The organism is Streptomyces sp. NPDC058619 (genome assembly GCF_042717785.1).
Taxonomy (GTDB): Bacteria; Actinomycetota; Actinomycetes; order Streptomycetales; family Streptomycetaceae; genus Streptomyces.
In genome coordinates, this window is record NZ_JBHXQN010000066.1 from 1 (window position 1) to 17,923 (window position 17,923).

Genomic DNA, 17,923 nt, shown 5'->3' on the forward strand with positions numbered 1-17,923 from the left:
CGCTCGTCGCCCCGCCGGCCCCCCACCCCCCCGCACGCCGGCGTACGTGCTACAGCGCGGCCCCCGCCAGCGCCGTGACCACCGAGGGCAGCGCCGCCCCCGAGCCGTCCCGGCGCGGGTCCACCGGCGGCAGTGCGGCCGGAGTGCCGTTGGCGCCCGCCGCGCGGACCGGCGAGCCGCCCGCCCAGGCCAGCACCAGGACGTCCTCGCCCTTCAGGAACCGCTGGCAGCGCACGCCGCCGGTCGCACGGCCCTTGCGCGGGTACTGGTCGAAGGGGGTCAGCTTGCCGGACGTCACCGAGTCGTCCAGCGTCCCGTGCGAGCCGGCCACCGTGAAGACCACGCCGTCCCGGGCCGGGTCGACGGCCGAGAAGTGGATCACCTTGGCGCCGTCGGTGAGCTTGATGCCCGCCATGCCGCCCGCCGGGCGGCCCTGCGGGCGCACCTGGGCCGCCTGGTAGCGGAGCAGCTGGGCGTCGTCGGTGATGAAGACCAGGTCCTCCTCACCCGTGCGCAGTTCGACCGCGCCGACGATCCGGTCGCCGTCCTTGAGGGTGATGACCTCCAGCTCGTCCTTGTTGGCCGGGTAGTCCGGCACGACGCGCTTGACCACGCCCTGCTCGGTGCCCAGCGCCAGGCCCTGGGAGGACTCGTCCAGCGAGATCAGGCAGATCACCTTCTCGTCCGCCTCCAGCCCGGAGAGGAACTCCGAGACGGGGGCGCCGCCCGCCAGGTTCGGCGCGGCATGGGTGTCCGGCAGCTGCGGCAGGTCGATCACCGCGAGCCGCAGCAGCCGCCCGTACGAGGTGACCGCCCCGACGTCCGCCCGGGCGGACGCCGCGACCTGCGAGACGACCAGGTCGTGCTTGGCGCGGGCGCCGCCCTCCTCCTCCGGCAGGGCGTCGCCGTTCGCCGTACGGGCGAGCAGGCCCGTCGAGGACAGCAGCACGCGGCACGGGTCGTCCGCGACCTCCAGCGGAACCGCGGCCACCGTGGTGCCCGCCGACTCCAGCAGGACCGTGCGCCGTTCGGTGCCGAACTTCTTGGCGACCGCCGCCAGCTCCGTGGAGACCAGCTTGCGCAGCTCGCTGTCGGAGTCCAGGATCCCGGTCAGCTCGTCGATCTCACCGGTCAGCCGGTCGCGCTCGGACTCCAGCTCCAGCCGGTCGAACTTGGTGAGCCGGCGCAGCGGCGTGTCCAGGATGTACTGGGTCTGGATCTCGCTCAGCGAGAACCGCTCCATCAGCCGCGCCTTGGCCTGCGCGGAGTTCTCGCTGTCCCGGATGAGCCGGATGACCTCGTCGATGTCGATGAGGGCCACCAGCAGGCCCTCGACCAGGTGCAGCCGGTCGCGCCGCTTGGTGCGGCGGAACTCGCTGCGCCGCCGGACGACCTCGAAGCGGTGGTCGAGGTAGACCTCCAGCAGCTCCTTGAGGCCCAGCGTCAGCGGCTGACCGTCCACCAGCGCCACGTTGTTGATGCCGAAGGACTCCTCCATCGGCGTCAGCTTGTACAGCTGCTCCAGCACGGCCTCCGGGTGGAAGCCGTTCTTGATCTCGATCACCAGGCGCAGGCCGTGCGAGCGGTCGGTGAGGTCCTTGACGTCGGCGATGCCCTGGAGCTTCTTCGAGCCGACCAGGTCCTTGATCTTCGCGATGACCTTCTCGGGGCCCACCGCGAAGGGCAGTTCCGTGACGACCAGGCCCTTGCGGCGCGCCGTCACGTTCTCCACGGCCACCGTCGCGCGGATCTTGAAGGTGCCGCGGCCGTTCTCGTAGGCGTCCTTGATGCCCGCCAGGCCGACGATCCGGCCGCCCGTGGGCAGGTCGGGACCCGGTACGAAGCGCATCAGCGCCTCCAGGTCCGCCCCCGGGTGGCGGATCAGGTGGCGGGCGGCGGCGATGACCTCGCCCAGGTTGTGCGGGGGCATGTTGGTGGCCATGCCGACCGCGATCCCGGACGCGCCGTTGACCAGCAGGTTGGGGTACGCGGCGGGCAGTGCCACCGGCTCCCGCTCCTGGCCGTCGTAGTTGGCGGTGAAATCGACGGTGTCCTCGTCGATCGACTCCGTCATCAGTGACGTGGCGTCGGCCATCTTGCACTCGGTGTAACGCATCGCGGCCGGCGGGTCGTCGTTGCCGAGGGAACCGAAGTTGCCGTGGCCGTCGACCAGCGGCAGCCGCATCGAGAAGGGCTGGGCCATGCGCACGAGGGCGTCGTAGATCGACGCGTCTCCGTGCGGGTGGAGCTTGCCCATGACCTCGCCCACGACGCGGGCGCACTTGACGTACCCCCGGTCGGGGCGCAGGCCCATCTCGTTCATCTGGTAGACGATGCGCCGGTGGACCGGCTTCATGCCGTCCCGGGCGTCGGGCAGGGCGCGGGAGTAGATCACCGAGTACGCGTACTCGAGGAAGGAGCCCTGCATTTCGTCGACGACGTCGATGTCGAGGATCTTCTCCTCGAAATCCTCCGGCGGCGGGGTCTTCGTGCTGCGGCGGGCCATCGCTGCGCGGCTCCTTAACCAAGAAAAGAGATGTGCTGAGGGGGTCTGACGCGGACCATTGTGGCCCGAGGCACCGACAACGCCGACTCCGACCCAGGTGTGACCCGGGAACTTCTCCGGCGGCCGACGCGCTTGCATACAGTGGCAGGTCTGACAGAAATCTCTACATCGCGATCGAAGGGACCACATGCCCATGGGTCACACGGCCACAGCTCAGGCCGGCTCCGGCGGCCTGACAGCGACCGAGCACCGGCTGGCCAACGGCCTGCGCGTGGTGCTCTCCGAGGACCACCTGACCCCGGTCGCCGCGGTCTGCCTCTGGTACGACGTGGGCTCGCGCCACGAAGTCAAGGGGCGTACCGGTCTGGCTCACCTCTTCGAGCACCTGATGTTCCAGGGCTCGGCGAGCGTACCCGGCAACGGCCACTTCGAGCTCGTCCAGGGGGCCGGCGGCTCCCTCAACGGCACCACCAGTTTCGAGCGCACGAACTACTTCGAGACGATGCCGACCCACCAGCTGGAGCTCGCGCTCTGGCTGGAGGCGGACCGGATGGGCTCGCTGCTGGCCGCCCTGGACGACGAGTCCATGGAGAACCAGCGCGACGTCGTCAAGAACGAGCGCCGCCAGCGCTACGACAACGTCCCGTACGGCACGGCGTTCGAGCGGCTGACCGCCCTCGCGTACCCCGAGGGCCACCCGTACCACCACACCCCGATCGGCTCCATGGCCGACCTCGACGCCGCCTCCCTGGAGGACGCGCGCCACTTCTTCCGCACGTACTACGCGCCCAACAACGCGGTGCTCTCGGTCGTCGGCGACATCGATCCCGAGCGCACGCTCGCCTGGATCGAGAAGTACTTCGGCACCATCCCGAGCCACGACGGCAAGCAGCCGCCGCGCGACGGCACGCTGCCGGACGTCATCGGTCAGGAGCTCCGCGAGGAGATCGTCGAGGAGGTGCCGGCGCGCGCCCTGATGGCCGCCTACCGGCTCCCGCACGACGGCACCCGCGAGTGCGACGCCGCCGACGTGGCGCTGACCGTGCTGGGCGGCGGCGAGTCCTCGCGGCTCCACAACCGCCTGGTACGCCGCGACCAGACGGCCGTCGCGGCCGGCTTCGGCCTGCTGCGCCTGGCCGGCGCCCCCTCGCTGGGCTGGCTGGACGTGAAGACGTCCGGCGGGGTCGAGGTGCCCGCCATCGAGGCGGCCGTGGACGAGGAGCTCGCGCGGTTCGCCGCCGAGGGCCCGACGGCCGAGGAGATGGAGCGCGCCCAGGCCCAGCTGGAGCGCGAGTGGCTGGACCGGCTGAGCACGGTGTCCGGCCGCGCCGACGAACTGTGCCGCTTCGCGGTGCTGTTCGGTGACCCGCAGCTGGCGCTGACCGCCGTGCGGCGCGTCCTCGACGTCACCGCCGAGGAGGTCCAGGCCGTGGCCGCGGCCCGGCTGCGCCCGGACAACCGCGCGGTGCTCGTCTACGAGCCGCTCGCGGCGGACGCCGACGGGGCCGACGAGAACGACGAGTCCGACGAGAACGAGGGGGCGGAACAGTGAGCGACACCGCAGCCGACACCGCAGCCGTCACGATGACCTTCCACCCGCGCCCCGAGGCCGGCGAGCCGCAGCCGTGGGCCTTCCCGGCCCCCGAGCGCGGCCGGCTGTCCAACAGGCTGACGCTGCTGCGCTGCCACCGCCCGGGCCAGCAGGTGATCGCGGTCGAGGTCAACCTCGCCGCCCCGCTCGACGCGGAGCCCGGGGGCCTGGACGGCGTTGCGACGATCATGGCGCGCGCGCTGTCCGAGGGCACAGACAAGCACTCCGCCGAGGAGTTCTCGGCCGAACTGGAGCGTTGCGGGGCCACCCTCGACGCCCACGCGGACCACCCGGGCCTGCGGGTCTCCCTGGAGGTCCCCGCCTCGCGCCTGCACAAGGCGCTCGGCCTGCTCGCCGAGGCGCTGCGCGCGCCCGCGTTCGCCGACGCCGAGGTCGACCGCCTGGTGCGCAACCGGCTCGACGAGATCCCGCACGAGCTGGCCAACCCGCAGCGCCGCGCCGCCATGCAGCTCTCCAAGGAGCTCTTCCCGGCCTCCCTGCGGATGTCCCGCCCGCGCCAGGGCTCCGAGGAGACGGTGGCCCGGATCGACTCCGCGGCCGTACGCGCCTTCTACGAGGCCCACGTACGCCCCGCCACGGCCACCGCGGTCGTCGTCGGCGACCTGACCGGGATCGACCTGGACGCCGTCCTGGCCGACACCCTGGGCACCTGGACGGGCAACTCCGCCGAGCCCCGGCCCGTGCCGCCGGTGACCGCCGACGACACCGGCCGCGTCGTCATCGTGGACCGGCCCGGCGCGGTCCAGACGCAGCTGCTGATCGGCCGCATCGGACCGGACCGGCACGACCGCGTCTGGGCGCCACAGGTGCTCGGCACGTACTGCCTGGGCGGCACCCTGACCTCCCGCCTGGACAAGGTGCTGCGCGAGGAGAAGGGGTACACGTACGGCGTGCGCGCCTTCGGCCAGGTACTGCGGTCCACCGCCGACGGCAAGGGCGCCTCGATGCTGGCCATCAGCGGCTCGGTGGACACGCCGCACACCGGCCCGGCGCTCGAGGACCTCTGGAAGGTGCTGCGCACCCTCGCGGAGGGCGGGCTGACCGACGCAGAACGGGACGTCGCGGTGCAGAACTTGGTGGGCGTGGCGCCGCTGAAGTTCGAGACGGCCGCCTCGGTGGCCGGCACCCTGGCGGACCAGGTGGAACAGGAGCTGCCGGACGACTACCAGGCGCAGTTGTACGCCCGGCTCGCCGAGACCGGCACGGTGGAGGCCACTTCGGCCGTCGTGAACGCCTTCCCGGCGAACCGGCTGGTCACGGTGCTGGTGGGCGACGCGTCGCAGATCGAGGGGCCGGTTCGGGCGCTCGGGATCGGTGACGTCAGCGTCGTCACCAACTGACGCCCGTCGCAAGGGGCTCTGGCGGCTTGTCTGCCAGGGCCCCTTTTGTCCATTTAGTGGTGAGATTGCGTGTATGCGGTGTGGCGTACGCAACAAAAGAGCTCGTCTGTTTGGCGATCGGCTGATGATCCGCCTAGCGTCAGCCGTGCTGTTCGTCAGTTGTGCCCGCCGCACCCGCGGCACCGGACAGCAATCGCCGAGTCCCCGTCAGGCGCGAGCCTGGGGAGCCGGGGACCCACATCAGTCCCTGGGGTGAATCGGGCCGCCTCGCAAGAGGAAGCCCGTAGGAGACCTTCCTGCTCCGAACCCGTCAGCTAACCCGGTAGGCGAGAGGGAAGGAAAGGATCAACCTCTTCATGGCGTTTGGCAGTCGTACCGCCGCCTCCGGCAAGCACCGCGGTTCCAGCCGTCTGAGCCGCAAGACCGCCGGCTACGCCGGTATAGCCGCCCTCGCCACCACGGGCGTCGTCGGTTCCCTCGCTGCCCCGGCCTTCGCCGCGGACAACAACACCGGGCACTCCGTCCCCGACGCCGGGTACGACGCGGTCGTCGTCGGCGGCGAGCTCGCGGGTGACATCCAGGACCAGGCCGAGTCGCAGCAGCGCGCCGCCGAGCGCGCGGCCGCCCAGGCCCAGGCCGAGGCCGACGCCAAGCAGCGTGCCGCCGAGGCCAAGCGCCTCGCCGAGGCCAAGGTGAAGGCGGAGCGGGACGCGGCCGAGCGCGCGGCCCGCGAGGAGGAGCGCAAGCGCCTCAACACCTTCGTCGCGCCCGTCGGCGGCGGCATCAGCACCCACTACCACGCCGGTGGCGGCATGTGGTCCTCCGGCAGCCACACCGGCATCGACTTCCGCGCGTCCTCCGGCACCTCGGTCCACGCCGTGGGCGCGGGCACCGTCGTCGAGGCCGGCTGGGGCGGCGCGTACGGCAACAACGTCATCATCAAGCACAACGACGGCACGTTCACCCAGTACGCGCACCTGTCCTCGCTGAGCGTCTCCGCCGGCCAGCAGGTCACCCCGGGCCAGCAGATCGGCCTGTCGGGCTCCACCGGCAACTCCAGTGGCCCGCACCTGCACTTCGAGGCCCGCACCGGCGCCGACTACGGCTCGGACATCGACCCGGTCTCGTACCTGCGCTCGCACGGCGTCAGCCTCTGACCCGTACGACCCCGCGCACGACCCGCGCTTCACCGAAGACCCCGGCTCGCACCACGAGCCGGGGTTTTTTGCGAATGTTTCGCTTTTCCGGCCGCTCTCGGAAATTATCGTGTGTTGCAATAGAGTCGCAGCACACTCTGGCACGGCAGTCGGAAATAGGCGGAGGTTCGGTCTTGCGTATTCCTGCGCACGCGGTATGCACGGCAATTCGCGACGACATCGTCTCCGGGGTCTTCGAGCCGGGCAGCAGACTCACCGAAGAGGTCCTCGCCCGCCGGTACGGGGTCTCGCGCGTCCCGGTCCGCGAGGCGCTGCGGACCCTGGAGTCCGAGGGGTTCGTGACCACGCGGCGGCACGCGGGCGCCTGCGTCGCCGAGCCGACGGAGCAGGAGGCCGCCGACCTCCTGGAGCTGCGGATGCTGCTGGAACCCCTCGCCGCCGCCCGGGCCGCGCGGCGGCGCACCGAAGCCCACCTGAAGGTGCTTCGCGGGCTGGTCAGGCTGGGCCAGGAACGGGCCAGGAGGGGGCAGGGGGAGGACCTGCGGTCCCTGGGCGGCTGGTTCCACGAGACGCTGGCCCAGGCCTCGGGCAGCCCGGGACTGATCGCGCTGCTCACGCAGATGCGGCACAAGGTCGCCTGGATGTACGTGGTGGAGGCCCCGGCCCGGCCCGTGGAGTCCTGGGCGGAGCACGGCGCCATCGTGGACGCGGTGGCCCGCGGGGACGCCGAGCGGGCGCGCGCCCTGACCGCGATGCACGCTGACCGCGCCTCGGCGGCGCACCGGCCGCGGCCGCGGGCCGTCGTGAGGACTTCGCAACCTGCCGTAAACATGTCGAGCGGCCGGCATTAACAGGCGCCGTATACAAAGAACGGGTATCCGCGCGCCGCTGCCGGAATTCCGGGCGGTGTCATTTCGGCGTGCGGTCGAATTCTTGCGGTGCGGCTGAATTCCTGGCCGGGCTGAATTCCGGCGAGCCGTATGTGTCGCGGCGGTCCGGCCGGCCCGGTGAAAGCCCGGCGTCCGGACCGTCCCCGCGGGCGGGCGGTGCCCCGGCCGTCCACGCGGGCCTGCGGCGTCCCGGGCCGCCGCCGCGGGCGTCCCGCGAGGGGAGCGCGGAAGCCGCGGTCCCCCAGGGGCGCGGGCCGCGGCTTCCGTGTACGGGTGTGGTCGAACCCGAGGGGTCAGACGGTCTCGGGGAGCTCGTCGAGGCCCTCGGCCACCAGCTTCGCGAGGCGGTCCAGCGCGGCGTCCGCACCGTCTGCCTCGGAGGCGAGGACGATCTCCTCGCCGCCCTGGGCGCCCAGGCCCAGGACCGCCAGCATGGAAGCGGCGTTGACGGGGTCGCCGCCGGCCTTCGCGATGGTCACCGGGACGCCGGAAGCGGTCGTCGCCCGGACGAAGATCGAGGCGGGACGAGCGTGCAGGCCCTCGGCCCAGCCGACGTTGACGCGGCGCTCTGCCATGGTGATGCCCTTCAGGTTCTTACGGTTGTCTAGACCAGTCTCTCACGACGCCCCGAATGCTCCGACCGACCTTGGGCCCCGATGTGCCGCCGTTCGACCCTCCCCACCTTGCACCGAATTGCCCCGGCCTGCCTACGCGCCGCGCGAGCGCTGCCGCGCCGGCACCCGCCGTAAGGTGGCCCCATGACCACCGAGTCGGACCCCGCGTACCCGGCCCACTGGGAGGCCGACGTCGTCCTGCGCGACGGCGGCACCGCCCGGATCAGGCCCATCACCACCGAGGACGCGGCGCGTCTGGTCAGCTTCTACGAACAGGTCTCGGACGAGTCGAAGTACTACCGCTTCTTCGCCCCCTACCCCCGGCTCTCCGACCGGGACGTGCACCGCTTCACGCACCACGACTACGTGGACCGGGTCGGCCTCGCGGCGACCATCGGCGGGGAGTTCATCGGCACCGTCCGCTACGACCGCATCGGCGCCGACGGCCGGTCCGCCACCGGCCCCTCCGACGAGGCCGAGGTCGCCTTCCTCGTCCAGGACGCCCACCAGGGCCGCGGGGTCGCCTCCGCGCTCCTCGAACACATCGGCGCGGTCGCCCGCGAGCGCGGCATCCGGCGGTTCGCCGCCGAGGTGCTGCCCGCCAACAACAAGATGATCAAGGTGTTCACGGACGCCGGCTACGAGCAGAAGCGCAGCTTCGAGGACGGCTCCGTCCACCTCACCCTCGGCATCGAACCCACCGCCGAGTCCCTCGCCGTCCAGCGCGCCCGCGAACAGCGCGCCGAGGCCCGCTCCGTGCAGCGGCTGCTCACCCCCGGCTCGGTCGTGGTGGTCGGCGTCAGCCGCTCCGGCGCCGGCGTGGGCGCCGCGGCCCTGCGCAACCTGCGCGACAGCGGCTTCCACGGCCACCTCTACGCGGTCAACGAGGCCGTCACGCGCGACCTCATCGACGGCGTACGGGCCTACCGCACGGTCGGCGCCATCGGAGCCCCCGTCGACCTCGCCGTCATCGCGGTCCCCGCCGACCGCGTCCCCGAGGCCGTGGCCGCCTGCGGCGACCACGGGGTGCAGGGGCTCGTCGTCCTGTCCGCCGGGTACGGGGAGAGCGGCCCGGCCGGCCTCGCCCGCCAGCGCGAACTCGTCCGCCAGGTCCGCTCGTACGGCATGCGCCTCATCGGGCCGAACGCCTTCGGCGTGATCAACACGGCGCCGGAGGTGGAGCTCAACGCCTCCCTGACTCCCGCGCCGATGCCGATGCGCGGCCGGATCGGCCTGTTCACGCAGTCCGGGGCCATCGGCATCGCCCTGCTCTCCGCCCTGCTGCGGCGCGGCGAGGGGCTGTCGTCCTTCGTCTCCGCGGGCAACCGGGCCGACGTCTCGGGCAACGACATCCTCCAGTACTGGTACGAGGACGACACCACCGACGTCGCCCTGCTCTACCTCGAAACCCTGGGCAACCCGCGCAAGTTCACCCGCCTCGCCCGCCGGACCGCGGCCGAGAAGCCCGTGGTCGTCGTCCGGGGCGGCCGCCACACCCCGGCCGGCCACGTCGTGCCGGGCACCCGGCTGCCGGACGCCACCGTCTCCGCCCTGCTGCGGCAGGCCGGCGTGATCCGCGTCGACACCGTCACCGAGCTCGTCGACGTCGGCCTGCTGCTGGCCGCCCAGCCGCTGCCCGCCGGCCCCCGCATCGCGATCCTCGGCAACTCCGAGTCCCTCGGGGTCCTGACCTACGACGCCTGCCTCGCGCAGGGCCTGCGCCCGCTGCCGCCGCTCGACCTGACCACCGCCGCCTCCCCGGCGGACTTCCGTACGGCCCTGGCCGCCGCGCTGGCCTCCGACGACTGCGACGCCGTGATCGTCACCGCCATCCCCTGGGTGAGCGAGCAGGCCCCGGCCGACGACCTGGCCGGCGCCCTGCGCGCCGCCGTCGCCGAGGTGCCGGGCAAGCCGGTGGCCGTGGTCCACGTGGAGCTCGGCGAGCTCGTCGAGGCGCTGTCCGCCGTACGGGGGGCCCCGCGCGCCTCCGCCCCGACGCTGCCCCGGGAGGAGCCCGCCGCCGCCCCGTTCCGGCCCCCGGCCGGGCCCGCCCGCGGCGGGGAGCCCCCCGCCGGGACCCGGATCCCCGCCTATCCCGCCGGCGAGCGGGCCGTCAAGGCGGTCGCGGAGGCGGTCCGCTACGGCCAGTGGCGCCGGGGCCTCGCCGAATCCGGTTCGGTCCCGGGGTACGAGGACATCGACGAGGCCGGCGCCGCCGACCAGCTGGCCGGACTGCTGGCCAACGCCGCCGCCGGGACCGTGCTGACCCTCGGCGAGTGGGAAGCCCGCGAGCTGCTCGGCCGGTACGGCATCCGCCTCCTGACCACCCTGCCCGCGCCGAGCGCCGACGCGGCGGTCCGGGCCGCCGCGATCCTGGGCTACCCGGTGGCCCTGAAGACGACCGCCCCCCACCTGCGCCACCGGGCGGACCTGGGCGGCGTACGGCTCGACCTCACCGGCGAGGCCGAGCTGAGGCGGTCGTACGAGGAACTCAGCCAGGCGCTCGGCAAGCCGGCGGAGCTCCAGCCCGTGGTCCAGGCGATGGTCCCGCGCGGCGTCGACACCGTCGTACGGTCCGTCATCGACCCGGGGGCCGGCGCCGTCCTCTCCTTCGGGCTCGCGGGCGTCCCCTCCGAGCTGCTCGGCGACACCGCCCACCGCCTGGTCCCCGCCACCGACCGGGACGTGGCCGCGCTGATCCGCTCCATCCGGGCGGCGCCCCTCCTCTTCGGATGGCGCGGCAGCGCGCCCGTGGACACCCCGGCTCTGGAAGAGCTGCTGCTGCGGCTGTCCCGGCTCGTCGACGACCACCCCGAGGTGGTCGGGGTCTCGCTGGAGCCGGTCGTGGTCGCCGCCGAAGGCCTCTCCGTGCTCAGCGCGGCCGTCCGGGTCGCCCACCCGCCAGCCCGCGGCGACCTTGGCCCGCGGACCCTGCCCAGCTACTGAGGGTAGCGAGCGGGTACGGCGCGGCCGAGACGCACCGTACGGGCCTTAGGATGGACCTCATGGCGAAATCCGGTACGACGACCCAGGGGCTGCGCACGGCGATCGAGCGCAGCGGCTACTACCCGGCCCTCGTGGCCGAGGCCGTGGAGGCCGCGGTCGGCGGCGAGCCGATCTCGTCGTACCTGGTCCACCAGGAGACGACCTTCGACTCCAACGAGGTGCGCCGCCACGTCACCGTGCTGGTCCTGACCGGCAACCGGTTCATCGTCAGCCACACCGACGAGCAGGCAGCCGACGCGGGGTCCCCGTCCCCGTACGCGACCACGTCCACCGAGTCGGTCAAGCTCTCCAGCATCTCCTCGGTCGTGCTCAGCCGCGTCGTCGCCAACCCGGAGTCCTACACCCCGGGCACCCTGCCCCGCGAGGTCGTCCTGACCATCGGCTGGGGCGCCGTCTCCCGGATCGACCTTGAGCCGGCCGCCTGCGGCGACTCCAACTGCGACGCCGACCACGGCTACACCGGCAACTCCACCGCGGACGACCTCAGCCTGCGGGTCAGCGAGGCCGGCGACGGCCCGGAGGCCGTGCGCCAGACGCTGGTCTTCGCGCAGGCGCTCAGCGAAGCGACGGCGGCCACCTCCGCCCCCGCCGCCCGCTGATGGCGCAGCCCGCGGCGCACCCCTGGGCGGACGAGCCGGAACTGCTGGACCTCGCCGGCGCCCCGGTCCCGGAGTACGGCACCGGCTCGCTCGCCGACCTGTTGCCGACCCTCGTCGCCGGCCAGGGCGTACCCGGCTTCACCGCCGCCATCGCGGAGCTGACCCCGGCCGACCGGAACTGCGTGTTCCTGGTCGACGGCATGGGCTGGGAGCAGATCAAGGCCCACCCGGACGAGGCCCCGTACCTCACCTCCCTCCTCGCCGGCTCGCGCGGCGGCACCGGCCGCCCGATCACCGCCGGGTTCCCGGCGACCACCGCGACCTCGCTGGCCTCCGTCGGCACCGGCCTGCCGCCGGCCCGGCACGGCCTGCCCGGGTACGCCGTGCGCAACCCTGCCACCGGCGAACTGATGAACCAGCTCCGCTGGCAGCCGTGGACGGCGCCGAAGCCCTGGCAGCCGTACCCGACCGTCTTCCAGCTGGCCGACAAGGCCGGGGTCGCGACCGCGCAGGTGTCCTCGCCCGCCTTCCAGACCACTCCGCTGACCAAGGTCGCTCTGAGCGGCGGCACGTTCCTCGGCCGGATGACGGGCGAGGAGCGCATGGACCTGGCGGCCGAGCGCCTCGCGGCGGGCGACCGCTCGCTCGTGTACACGTACTACAGCGAGCTCGACGGCGCCGGCCACCGGCACGGCGTGGACTCCGACGCCTGGCGCGGCCAGCTGATGTACGTCGACCGCCTGGTGCAGCGCCTGGCCGAGCAACTCCCGCCGCGGACCGCCCTGTACGTGACGGCGGACCACGGCATGGTGGACGTCCCGTTCGACGAGGAAGCCCGGATCGACTACGACGACGACTGGGAGCTGGGCGCGGGCGTGGCCCTGCTGGGCGGCGAGGGCCGGGCCCGGCACGTCTACGCGGTGCCGGGCGCCGAGGCCGACGTACTGACCGTGTGGCGCGAGGTGCTCGGCGACCGGTTCTGGGTCGCGGGCCGCGAAGAGGCCCTGGAACTGGGCTGGTTCGGCCCGCCGGGGGAGTGCGACGAGCGGGTCCTCGGCCGGATCGGGGACGTGGTCGCGGCCGCCCAGGCCGACGTCGCGATCACCGCCTCGCGGAGCGAGCCCAACGAGTCCGCCCTCGTCGGAATGCACGGCTCCATGACGGCGGCCGAGCAGCTGGTCCCGCTGCTCGAAATCCGCTCCTGACGCCCTCGCCCTGGCCCCCCCGCCCTCCGCACTGCCGACCACGACCTGAAAGGCCCCGTACTTCCCATGCCCGAGCTGGTGTTCTTCTCCGGAACGATGGACTGCGGAAAGAGCACACTGGCGCTCCAGATCGCGCACAACCGCGACGCGCGGGGTCTGCAGGGTGTGATCTTCACCCGTGACGACCGTGCGGGCGAGGGCAAGCTGTCGTCCCGACTCGGCCTGGTGACGGAGGCGGTCGAGGCGCCGGAGGGCATGGATCTGTACGCGTACCTGGTGGCCCAGCTGTCCAAGGGCGGCAAGGCGGACTACGTGATCGTGGACGAGGCGCAGTTCCTGGCCCCGGCCCAGATCGACCAGTTGGCCCGGATCGTGGACGACCTTGGCCTGGATGTCTTCGCCTTCGGCATCACCACCGACTTCCGCACCAAACTCTTCCCCGGCTCCCAGCGCCTGATCGAACTGGCGGACCGCCTGGAGCAGCTCCAGGTGGAGGCCCTGTGCTGGTGCGGAGCCCGCGCCACCCACAACGCCCGCACGATAGGCGGCGAAATGGTCGTCGAAGGCGCCCAGGTCGTGGTCGGCGACGTCAACCGCCCGGCGGAGGAGATCGGCTACGAGGTCCTCTGCCGCCGCCACCACCGCAAGCGGATGACCTCGGCCGCGGCCCACGCGGGCGCCCTCTCCCCGGACGTCCTCCCGGTCAACCACGCCTGACCGTCCTCTCGGTACAGCTGCCCGACCAGTGATTCGTGTGCATCGCCTCGAACTTCCACCGGGGGTGATCCGCACACTGTCGACCGGCCGTCCGTGCGCGGAGGACCGGTGAGTCCGCTGTCGGACGCCTGCGCTAAAGTGATCAACTCGCGGGCGCAGACGGGGGAATGGGAACATGGACGGAATGCAGACCGGGGCCTCGGCCGGCTGGGCGGCCACGGGAGCGATGGGGCCGAATGCCGCCTACCGCAACCAGACGATGCGGTACGAAGACGTCGAGCTGAGCTTCGACGAGTCCGTGTCGTTCCGCACCGTGTTCCAGCTCTGGTTCCAGGCGTTCGTGGTCTCCTTCCTCGTCTTCCTGATCTTCGGTCTGGTGCCCGCGCTCACGTCGAGTTCCGGTCCCTTCGACTCGGGGAACGAACTCGGCGTCGGACAGGTCCTTTCCTTCATCGCCTTCTGGGTGGTCCTCCTCGCCGCCCGCATCAACGAGCCGGTCTCGGAGTGGAAGACGCTGCTGGAGGACAAGCACGCCGCGTCGTCGTCCGCGTACGCGGCGATCTACGGCTCGCTCGCCCGGCGGAAGATCCCCGTGTCCGCGGTGCCGGTCCGGATCCGCAGCGACCTCCTGCCGGAGGTCGTGAACAACCGGCTCGTCATCAGGAGTGGCCGGTACGTCGCCTACGTCACGGTCTTCGGGTACGGGACCAGCCTGTACGTCGGATGGACGATGTGGCGCAGCCGCAACGGAGCGGTGCTCATCGGCCACTTCCTCAAGGATCTCGTCGGCGGCATGTTCAACCGTGCGGGCGACATCAACCAGATGCTCCGCACCGAGCGACCGCGCGCCATGCGCGAGGCCGTGCACTCCGCGGCCCGCGAGGGTGTGGAGGCGGCGGTCCAGGGCATCGAGGTGCCGATGGCGACGGCTTTCGGCCAGGAGCCGCCCATCCAGTCCGGCTCCAGCGCCACCGCGCCGGAAGCCGGACACGGTAACGGCGGTCCCCTGCCCGGCTCTGTGCCCGGGCCCTCCGCCCCGCCCATGCCGCCGCGCACGAACCACACGTACGTGGCTCCGCAGGCCCCGGGAACCGCCCCGCCTCACTACGCCCCGCCGAACCCGCCGGCCCCGCCCGCTCCGCCGCACGGCTCGCCCTGGTCCGGGAATTGAGCGCTGCCGGGCTGGGCGGCGTACTGACCGTCAGCGACGGCACGACTGTCTGGGCGTGGACGGCCGTGCGCATTGACGCCGCCGCGGACCTCACCGAGACCCAGGAGTACGCGGACCTGCCCGAATCGGAGCGCAGGATCAAGGCGGTGGCCGCCGAGACCGCCTGGCTGGCGGGGCAGTGGGACACCGCCCACGGTGAACGGATCGAGCTGCGCTACCTCAGCGACCCCGCGGAGCGCAGGCTCTCCTGCGCTCTGCTCGGCCGGGTGGCAGCGCCCACCGCGGAGCGTGCCGAAGCGGCCGCACGCGCGCTCCGCGACCGGATGGCAGCGCTGCCCCGGCACGTGCACGCCACGCCGGTCGAGGACGGCGACGAGACGGCACGGCTGCTGACCCCCTTCACGCCCGACCCGGCGGCCGGAGTGGCGGAGATCCGCAAGCGCTACCACAGCGGGCTGCCCAACCGGCCGGACGCGGGCGTGCACTACTACCTCGCGCCGCAGCCGTTCACCGCGGCGGCCCCGCCGTGGGACATGCTCTGGCAGGCCCTGGCAGCGCATCCGCACCCCGTGACGCTCAGCGTCGGGCTGGAGCCGTACGTCGTACCGCCTGACTTCGGCCCGTTCCTGCACCGCATCGCCACGCAGTACGGACGTCTCGGCACCCCTGGGCAACTGCCCGACGGGCTCTGGTCCCCCGGCGCCCAGCTCGCCCCCGACGCCTTCGCCGTGGACGCCGCCCGGGTCTACGCCGACGCCGCCCGCCGCTACACCGACCGCGTGTTCCGCATACGCATAGCCCTCGCCTCGCCGGCGCCCCTGCCGGAATCCCTCGCCGAACTCGTCGGCGCCACGGTGTCCCCGCAGGAGCGTGCCCGGGAGGCGGGCGTTCTCACCGAGACCGTCAACGGCCGCGCCCACACCGTCGCCTGGCCCGCGCCCGGCGAGCTGCCCGCGGCATGGCAGGGGCTGACCACCCTGGAGCAGCCGCGATGGGGCGGCGACCACTGCTGGCGGCTGCCCGAACCACTCTCCCCGCCGCTGCGGCTGCTCGCCGAACTCGTCGACACCCGTGAGGCCGTCGCGGCCTTCCGGCTGCCCCTGGCGGTCAGCGGACACATGGCCGGCTTTCCCGTACGCCGCCCTGGCATGGCCGGCGAGACCGAGTACCGCACCGATGGTCCCGCGATCGTCCTCGGACGTCAGCTCGTCCATGACGTCCCCGCCGGACCCATCGGCATCGGCATCGGCGACCTCACCCGGCACGCCCTGATCGTCGGTACCACCGGCTCCGGCAAGACCAACACCACCCTCGCGTTCTGCGAGCAGCTGTGGCGCGATCACCACATACCCTTCCTGGTCCTCGAACCCGTCAACTCCACACTGAACGATTACCGTTGGCTCGCCACCCGACCCGGGTTCGAGGACCTGCTGGTCCTCACCGTCGGCGACGAGACGATCGCGCCGCTGCGCCTCAACCCCTTCGAGGTGCCGTCCGGGGTGCGCATCAGTACCCATATCGCCGGACTCATGGCCTGCTTCGACGCGGCCTTCGGCCTCTGGGACCCCCTGCCCAGCATCTACAACCGGGCGCTTCGCGCGACGTACGCGCGCAAGGGCATCGTGCCCACCGACATCGCGGAGCCCTCCCGCATCGGGGACTGGCCCACGCTGCGTGACTTCATCACGGAGATGCGCAAGCAGTGCGAGCAGCTCGACTACTCGGGCGAAGTACGGGACAACATCGTCGCCGCGTCCCGCCTGCGTGCGGAGTCCCTGGCGGAGGGAGCCTGCGGCACGACCCTGGACGTCACCCGCTCCTATCCGGTGGAGGAGCTGCTGCGGCGGCCGGTGATCGTCGAACTCGCCGGCGTCGGCGACAACGAGAAGGAGCAGTCGCTCATCACCGCGCTGCTTCTCCAGACGATGACCGAGTACTACAAGGCGAATCGCGAAGGCGACTCCCTCGCCCATGTCACCGTGATCGAGGAGGCCCATCGCCTGCTCGGACATCCGGCCGGACACGGCGGCGACGCGAAGGAGGGCAACGCCCAGGCCCGGGCCGCCCAGGCCTTCGCCAACACACTGGCGGAGAACCGCAAGTACGGCGAGGGCATCGTCATCGTCGAGCAGGTCCCCGGCAAGCTGGTCGAGGACGCGTACAAGAACACCAACCTCAAGGTCATGCACCGGCTGCCGTCCGCCGAGGATCGCAACCTCATCGGCGGGACCATGCGCTTCTCGCCCGACCAGGAGCGGTACGCCGCCTCGCTGGAGCCCTTCCAGGCATTCGCGCACCATGACCGGATCGACCGCCCGGCGCTGCTCCGAGTCCCCGATGTGCGTGCGCAGGCGGCGGCGGAGGCAGGCGTAAGCCGTGCTCCTCTGGCATCGGATGCCCAACTGACTGCCCGCTTCCAGGCTTTCGCGGGTGGGTCTCAAGCGGTCGATGCCACCCTGGCGCCGTTCCCCGACTGCGACGGCTGCCAGCACCGGTGCGCCTTCCGCTCCCGGGCCGCCACTGCGGTGTGGCCCGAGCACGGGTCGAAGCTCAAAGAACGCGTCGTCCAGTATCCGAAGACGAGGCCGGAACAGGCCACTTGGTGGCGCGACACCGCGGACTGGGTCGGCACCCTGGCCGACACGGTCCCCCTGCCCGCGCAGGTGGGGGGCTCCGAGACCGCGGTGACCGACTACCGGGCCTGCGTCTTCATCCATGTCGCCAGAGCCGCCTGGCAGCGCAACACCCTCCCGTGGGTCCGTCTCTACCGTGACAACACCCGTCCGGGAGCCCTCCAGTGAGCGACCGCCCGGCAGAGCAGCCTCCGGCCCCCGAAGCGCCGTCCCCGCCGGAGACCACGGATGCTCCCGCGCCGTCCCCGCCGGACGACTCGGCAGAAGCTCCTGATCCTGCCGACGCCCCGGTCGAGACCGTGGACCAGAGCGAGGCCCCAGTGCCCGCTCAAGCGCAGGCCTTGGCTGAGTCCCAGGGGCTGGTGGAACCTACGCACCCGGTTGACGCTCTGGATCCCACCGAGGCACCGGAACCGACGGAAGCCCATGACCCGGCGGCGTCCGGGGTTCCCGAAGCGGACGAGGCATCTGCT

At 72.4% G+C, this 17,923-nt stretch carries 12 protein-coding genes and 1 riboswitch; of the genes, 10 read left to right on the forward strand and 2 right to left on the reverse strand.

Translation table 11 applies throughout. The annotated features are described in order from the left end of the window. Nucleotides 1-49: 49 nt before the first annotated feature. Complete coding sequence (locus tag ACFWTC_RS33980) at nucleotides 50-2,506, reverse strand: DNA topoisomerase (ATP-hydrolyzing) subunit A (RefSeq protein ID WP_384027765.1); 2,457 nt, start codon at nucleotides 2,504-2,506, stop codon at nucleotides 50-52. A gap of 187 nt (nucleotides 2,507-2,693) precedes the next feature. On the opposite strand from ACFWTC_RS33980, the gene ACFWTC_RS33985 reads away from it, so the two are divergent. The 4 genes from ACFWTC_RS33985 to ACFWTC_RS34000 all read left to right on the forward strand — a co-directional run bounded on the left by ACFWTC_RS33985 (nucleotide 2,694) and on the right by ACFWTC_RS34000 (nucleotide 7,466). Further along, nucleotides 2,694-4,058 carry a M16 family metallopeptidase gene (locus ACFWTC_RS33985; protein WP_383929903.1) on the forward strand — a complete coding sequence of 455 codons (1,365 nt, stop codon included), beginning with the start codon at nucleotides 2,694-2,696 and terminating at the stop codon, nucleotides 4,056-4,058. A 32-nt stretch (nucleotides 4,059-4,090) separates the two neighbouring features. After that, nucleotides 4,091-5,458: a M16 family metallopeptidase gene (locus ACFWTC_RS33990; protein ID WP_384027837.1), complete on the forward strand. Its 1,368-nt coding sequence runs from the start codon at nucleotides 4,091-4,093 to the stop codon at nucleotides 5,456-5,458. Between the two features lie 184 nt (nucleotides 5,459-5,642). After that, nucleotides 5,643-5,802, forward strand: a riboswitch (cyclic di-AMP (ydaO/yuaA leader). A 12-nt stretch (nucleotides 5,803-5,814) separates the two neighbouring features. Continuing rightward, nucleotides 5,815-6,615: a M23 family metallopeptidase gene (locus ACFWTC_RS33995; protein WP_384074921.1), complete on the forward strand. Its 801-nt coding sequence runs from the start codon at nucleotides 5,815-5,817 to the stop codon at nucleotides 6,613-6,615. A gap of 173 nt (nucleotides 6,616-6,788) precedes the next feature. Then, nucleotides 6,789-7,466, forward strand: coding sequence for a GntR family transcriptional regulator (locus ACFWTC_RS34000; protein WP_383929908.1), 678 nt, complete (start codon nucleotides 6,789-6,791; stop codon nucleotides 7,464-7,466). A 332-nt stretch (nucleotides 7,467-7,798) separates the two neighbouring features. Here ACFWTC_RS34000 and ACFWTC_RS34005 read toward each other — a convergent pair whose 3' ends face one another. After that, entirely contained in the window at nucleotides 7,799-8,080 is a 282-nt protein-coding gene (locus tag ACFWTC_RS34005) for an HPr family phosphocarrier protein (RefSeq protein ID WP_383799634.1), read from the reverse strand. A 183-nt stretch (nucleotides 8,081-8,263) separates the two neighbouring features. Between ACFWTC_RS34005 and ACFWTC_RS34010 the strand changes: the two genes are divergently transcribed. From ACFWTC_RS34010 to ACFWTC_RS34035, 6 genes are all read left to right on the forward strand, one after another. Beyond that, nucleotides 8,264-11,065: a GNAT family N-acetyltransferase gene (locus ACFWTC_RS34010; RefSeq protein ID WP_384027766.1), complete on the forward strand. Its 2,802-nt coding sequence runs from the start codon at nucleotides 8,264-8,266 to the stop codon at nucleotides 11,063-11,065. 59 nt (nucleotides 11,066-11,124) lie between these two features. After that, a complete protein-coding gene (locus ACFWTC_RS34015; RefSeq protein WP_383929913.1) occupies nucleotides 11,125-11,724 on the forward strand; it encodes a DUF5998 family protein in 600 nt (199 codons plus the stop codon). Continuing rightward, a complete protein-coding gene (locus ACFWTC_RS34020) occupies nucleotides 11,724-12,929 on the forward strand; it encodes an alkaline phosphatase family protein (RefSeq protein WP_383929916.1) in 1,206 nt (401 codons plus the stop codon). The genes ACFWTC_RS34015 and ACFWTC_RS34020 overlap by 1 nt, the downstream gene beginning before the upstream one ends. Before the next feature lie 66 nt (nucleotides 12,930-12,995). Then, nucleotides 12,996-13,646, forward strand: coding sequence for a thymidine kinase (locus ACFWTC_RS34025; RefSeq protein ID WP_383929919.1), 651 nt, complete (start codon nucleotides 12,996-12,998; stop codon nucleotides 13,644-13,646). A gap of 175 nt (nucleotides 13,647-13,821) precedes the next feature. Further along, nucleotides 13,822-14,817 carry a hypothetical protein gene (locus tag ACFWTC_RS34030; RefSeq protein ID WP_383929922.1) on the forward strand — a complete coding sequence of 332 codons (996 nt, stop codon included), beginning with the start codon at nucleotides 13,822-13,824 and terminating at the stop codon, nucleotides 14,815-14,817. Next, on the forward strand, nucleotides 14,814-17,618 hold the full coding sequence (locus ACFWTC_RS34035) for an ATP-binding protein (RefSeq protein WP_384027768.1): 2,805 nt from the start codon (nucleotides 14,814-14,816) through the stop codon (nucleotides 17,616-17,618). Before ACFWTC_RS34030 ends, ACFWTC_RS34035 begins: the two co-directional genes overlap by 4 nt. Nucleotides 17,619-17,923 lie beyond the last annotated feature (305 nt).

Bases quoted from the DNA above. Each gene is read 5' to 3' on its own strand.
- ACFWTC_RS33980 (WP_384027765.1), bottom strand. From the start codon at position 2,506: ATGGCCCGCCGCAGCACGAAGACCCCGCCGCCGGAGGATTTCGAGGAG.
- ACFWTC_RS33985 (WP_383929903.1), top strand. From the start codon at position 2,694: ATGCCCATGGGTCACACGGCCACAGCTCAGGCCGGCTCCGGCGGCCTG.
- ACFWTC_RS33990 (WP_384027837.1), top strand. From the start codon at position 4,091: ATGACCTTCCACCCGCGCCCCGAGGCCGGCGAGCCGCAGCCGTGGGCC.
- ACFWTC_RS33995 (WP_384074921.1), top strand. From the start codon at position 5,815: ATGGCGTTTGGCAGTCGTACCGCCGCCTCCGGCAAGCACCGCGGTTCC.
- ACFWTC_RS34005 (WP_383799634.1), bottom strand. From the start codon at position 8,080: ATGGCAGAGCGCCGCGTCAACGTCGGCTGGGCCGAGGGCCTGCACGCT.
- ACFWTC_RS34010 (WP_384027766.1), top strand. From the start codon at position 8,264: ATGACCACCGAGTCGGACCCCGCGTACCCGGCCCACTGGGAGGCCGAC.
- ACFWTC_RS34015 (WP_383929913.1), top strand. From the start codon at position 11,125: ATGGCGAAATCCGGTACGACGACCCAGGGGCTGCGCACGGCGATCGAG.
- ACFWTC_RS34020 (WP_383929916.1), top strand. From the start codon at position 11,724: ATGGCGCAGCCCGCGGCGCACCCCTGGGCGGACGAGCCGGAACTGCTG.
- ACFWTC_RS34025 (WP_383929919.1), top strand. From the start codon at position 12,996: ATGCCCGAGCTGGTGTTCTTCTCCGGAACGATGGACTGCGGAAAGAGC.
- ACFWTC_RS34030 (WP_383929922.1), top strand. From the start codon at position 13,822: ATGGACGGAATGCAGACCGGGGCCTCGGCCGGCTGGGCGGCCACGGGA.